General features: G+C 70.8%; 4 protein-coding genes. 2 read left to right on the top strand and 2 right to left on the bottom strand.

Going from position 1 to position 4,339, the window contains the following annotated elements:
• A partial coding sequence (locus VGB60_RS04990; RefSeq protein ID WP_331037167.1) for a DUF1223 domain-containing protein occupies positions 1 to 753 on the top strand: 753 nt, incomplete at its 5' end.
• Here VGB60_RS04990 and VGB60_RS04995 read toward each other — a convergent pair.
• Complete coding sequence (locus VGB60_RS04995; RefSeq protein ID WP_331037168.1) at positions 750 to 1,826, bottom strand: phosphotransferase family protein; 1,077 nt, start codon at positions 1,824 to 1,826, stop codon at positions 750 to 752. The genes VGB60_RS04990 and VGB60_RS04995 overlap by 4 nt on opposite strands.
• Positions 1,823 to 3,328 carry a glycerol kinase GlpK gene (gene glpK / locus VGB60_RS05000; RefSeq protein WP_331037169.1) on the bottom strand — a complete coding sequence of 502 codons (1,506 nt, stop codon included), beginning with the start codon at positions 3,326 to 3,328 and terminating at the stop codon, positions 1,823 to 1,825. Before glpK ends, VGB60_RS04995 begins: the two co-directional genes overlap by 4 nt.
• Before the next feature lie 250 nt (positions 3,329 to 3,578).
• Between glpK and VGB60_RS05005 the strand changes: the two genes are divergently transcribed.
• A partial coding sequence (locus VGB60_RS05005) for a threonine/serine dehydratase (protein WP_331037170.1) occupies positions 3,579 to 4,339 on the top strand: 761 nt, incomplete at its 3' end.

A 4,339-nucleotide genomic window follows, 5' to 3' on the forward strand; every position in this document is an offset into this window, starting at 1 on the left:
CGCAGACGGGGCTGGATCATTCCTGCGGCGGCCGTGACGGCCGCGCTGCTTGCGGCCGGAGCCGACGCCCAGCCGAGGGGCTCCCGCGCCGTCCGCTCGTCTCCGCCGCCGCCCGAACCCGTGGTCGTCGAACTGTTCACCGCCCAGGGCTGCGCCGGCTGTCCCGAGGCCAATGCGCGCTTCGAGGCGGTCGCCGACGAGCCCGGGGTGATCGCCCTGACCTGGGCCGTCGATTACTGGGACTATCTCGGCTGGTCCGACACGTTCGCCCGGCCCGAGTTCACCCAGCGCCAGCGTGACTACCGGCGCGCCCTGCGGCTGCGAAACGTCTCGACGCCACAGGTGGTGATCGACGGCCGCCGCCAGGTGCCCGGCGCCGCCACGCCCGCCCTGCAGACGGCCATCGAGGAAGAGGCCGCCCGCCGCGTCTTCCCGCCCGAGATCGAGTTCCGCGAGAGCGGCGACCGCGTCGGCGTCGGCTCCGGCGCAGCGCCCGAAGGCGGGGCGGACGTCGTCGCCGTCTTCTACACGCCGGGGCCCCAGACGGTGCAGATCGCCCGCGGCGACAACCGTGGACGCTCGGTCCGCCACGTCAATGTCGTCCGATCAGTGAAGAAACTGGGCCAGTGGACGGGCCAGGCCGATCTCTACACCCTGCCCGAGGCGCGGGAGCCGGATCAGGCCGTCGCCGTGCTGGTGCAGGCGCGGTCCGACCGCCGCATCCTGAACGGCGCCGTGCTGCCGCCGCGCTAGGCCCCCGCCCTGCGGGCGAACGACAACGCCCCCCCGGCCAACATCGGAACCTGCGCCGCCATGGTCTTCGCGTGGCTGCTCGCAGCGGTGCCGTCGCGCACCCGCCCCGCGATGCCCTGACAGATGGCCGCCAGCCGGAACAGATTGTAGGCGAACAGCCAGTCGAGGTTCGACGGGGCCGCGCCGGTCAGACGGGCGTAGCGCTCGACCGTCTCCGTCACCGAGGGGATACCCAGGGCTTCGATGTCGGCGCCCGCCAGGCCGTTCCTCTGCCCGGCCGGAATGACCCAGGCGATCAGCAGGTAGGAGAAGTCGGCCATAGGGTCGCCCAGCGTCGACAGCTCCCAATCCAGGACCGCCCGCACCTCGGCCGCGTCGGGCGCGAGGATCAGGTTGTCGAGGCGGAAATCGCCGTGCACCACCCGCGTCGGCCCTTCCGGCGGCAGGGTGGCGGGCAGAAATTCGATCAGCCGGTCCATGGCCGGGATCGGCTCGATCTCGGATGCCCGATACTGTTTGGTCCAGCGCCCGACCTGACGCTCGAAATAGTTGCCAGGCCTGCCGTAGTCGCCGAGGCCGATCGCGGCCGGGTCCAAGGCGTGCAGCCGCGCCAGCGTATCCACCTGTGCGTCATAGATGGCGCGGCGTTCGGCGGGGGCCATGCCCGGCAATTTCAGGTCCCACAGCACCCGCCCCTCGACCTTGTCCATGACGTAGAACATCGATCCGATCACCGTATCGTCCGTACACAGAGCATACGGTCTGGCGACCGGATACCCCTGGGCGTGCAGGGCCGAGATGACGGTGAACTCGCGGTCCACCGCGTGGGCGCTGGCCAGCAGGGTCCCCGGCGGCTTGCGGCGCAGCACATAGGTCCGGCCGGGCGTGGTCAGCTCATAGGTCGGGTTCGACTGCCCGCCCTTGAACTGGCGCACCGTCAGCGGCCCGGCGTAGCCCTCGACATGAGCGGTCAGCCAGCGGTCCAGCGCCGCCTCGTCGAGCGCATAGCGGGGATCGACCTCTCGGGTCCCGGAGAAGGCGGCCTGCGGGTCGGCGAGATCGGAAGGGGTCATGCGGTCTCCGGACGTGCGGCGATGATGGCGGCCCGCACCGCGCCGCGCCAGCCCTTCAGCAGCCGCTCGCGCTCCGCCGGGTCCATGGCCGGGGTCCAGCGCGCGGGCGCCTCGACCGGGTGGTCCTCGAGGTCGCCGATCAGCCCCACGCCAAGCGCCGCCAGCTTGGCCGCCCCGAGCGCGGTCATCTCCTGAAACGCCGGCCGTTCGACCACGACCTCGCAGATGTCGGCGACGAACTGCATGGCGAAGGCGTTGGCCGTGACCCCGCCGTCAACCTTCAGCACCTTCGGTTTCGGCGCCCCGTCCTTCGCCAGCGCGTCGAGCAGGTCGCGGGTCTGGTAGGCCAGGGATTCCAGCGCCGCCCTGACCATGTGCGCCGGACCGCTGTCGCGCGTCAGGCCTGTGACGGTCCCGCGCGCCTCCGGCTCCCACCAGGGCGCGCCCAGCCCAGTGAACCCGGGGACTAGATAGACGCCGCCGTTGTCCGTCAGCGTCCGCGCCAGCGCTTCGGACTCGCCCGAGCCGCCGATCACCTTCAACCCGTCGCGCAGCCACTGGATAGCCGAGCCTGCCGAGAAGATCGATCCCTCCAGCGCATAGGCGACCTGACCGTCGGCGGCGTAGCCGAGCGTGCCCAGCAGCCTGCTGGTCGAGGCCACGGGCGCGGCGCCGACATTGACCACCAGAAAGGCGCCGGTGCCGTAGGTGATCTTCGCGTCGCCAGCCTTCAACGCGCCGTGTCCCACCAGTGCGGCCTGCTGGTCTCCGGCGGAGCCGTGGATCGGCAGAGACGCGCCGAACAGAGATGGATCGCTGTCGCCGAGGTGATCCGAGCAGTCTCGGATGTCCGGCAAGGCAGCCATGGGGACGTCGAACAGCTCCGCCAGGTCAGGTCGCCACGTGCGGTCGGCGAGGTCCATCAGCGAGGTGCGGCTGGCGTTGGTGGCGTCGGTCACGTGACTGGCGCCGCCGGTCAGTTTCCAGATCAACCATGTCTCGATCGTGCCCAGCTTGACCTCGCCGCGCTCCGCCCCTGCGCGGGCGGCCGGAACGGCGTCCAGAAGCCAGGCGAATTTCGAGGCTGAGAAATAGGGGTCGAGGATCAGGCCGGTCGCCGCCTGCACCATCGGCTCATGGCCCTCGGTCGCCAGCCGCGTGGTGACGTCGGCCGTGCGGCGGTCCTGCCAGACGATGGCGCGGTGCAGGGGCTCCCCGGTGGCGGCGTCCCACAGCACCGAGGTCTCGCGCTGGTTGGTGATGCCGATGGCGGCGAACCGGCCGATTCCGCCGGCCTCGGCGATGACCGCGCCGCAGGTCTGCAGCGTGGCCCGCCAGATCTCGGACGCGTCGTGCTCGACCCATCCGGACTGCGGGAAATGCTGCTCCAGCTCGATCTGGCTGACGGCCAGGGGCCGCAACCCGCCCTCGGGCGCCGTCTCGAAGGCGATGGCCCGGGTCGATGTCGTGCCCTGGTCGATGGCGAGGATCAGGCTCTTCATCCGCTCAGGTTAGAGCGGCGCTCGCCAGACTCAACCGGTCATCGCGGCGAAGCCGCAACCTGTGAACCTCGAGTTCACGGGGGAGGTTCGTCACGAAGGACAAGGCCACGAAGGCGGCGGAGACAGGCGCGGCTCACTTCGTGCCCTTCGTGGTTTCTTCTTCGTGGCCTTTGTGACGAACCGACCAGACGTGAGGCCGTGAAGGGAGGCCTGGCTTTCGCCGGGGTGGCCGGGCGGCTATGTCTCTCGCATGCACACCGCCTCCTTCGCCGGCGTCCGGGACGCCGCCCGCCAGATCGCCGGTCACGCCGTCCGCACGCCGCTGGTCGAGAGCGCGGCCCTCAACGAACGCCTCGGCGGGCGGCTCCTGCTGAAGTGCGAGACCCTGCAGCGCGCCGGGGCCTTCAAGTTCCGGGGGGCGTGGAACCGCATCAGCCGCCTGACCCCTGACGAACTGCAACGCGGCGTCGTCGCCTATTCCTCGGGGAACCACGCCCAGGCCGTCGCCTGCGCCGCGCGGATGATGGGAACCTCCGCCGTCATCGTCATGCCCGCGGACAGTCCGGCGGTGAAGGTCGCCGGCGTGCGCGCCTTCGGCGGCGAGGTGCGGATGTACGACCGCTATGCCGAAAGCCGCGAGGCCATCGGCGAAGAGATCGCCCGCACCCGCGGCAGCGTGCTGGTCCGCCCGTTTGACGACCCGTTCGTAATTGAGGGGCAGGGCACCATCGGGCTGGAGATCATGGAGGACGTGCAGGCGCAGGGGCTGGCCCTGGACCAGCTGGTCTGCGGCGCCTCGGGCGGCGGGATGATCGCCGGGATCAACCTCGCCATGGAGGCCCTCTCGCCTGACACGCCGGTGATCGCGGTGGAGCCGCGCGACTACAACGACATGCAGCTGTCGATCGCGGCGGGCGAACGGCTGACCTACGCCCCCGCCCCGGGCACCATCTGCGACGCCCTGATGACCGACCGTCCCGGCGAGCTGACCTTCCCCATCAACCGCCGGGT

This window comes from Brevundimonas sp. (assembly GCF_036399195.1).
In the GTDB taxonomy this organism is placed as follows: Bacteria; Pseudomonadota; Alphaproteobacteria; order Caulobacterales; family Caulobacteraceae; genus Brevundimonas.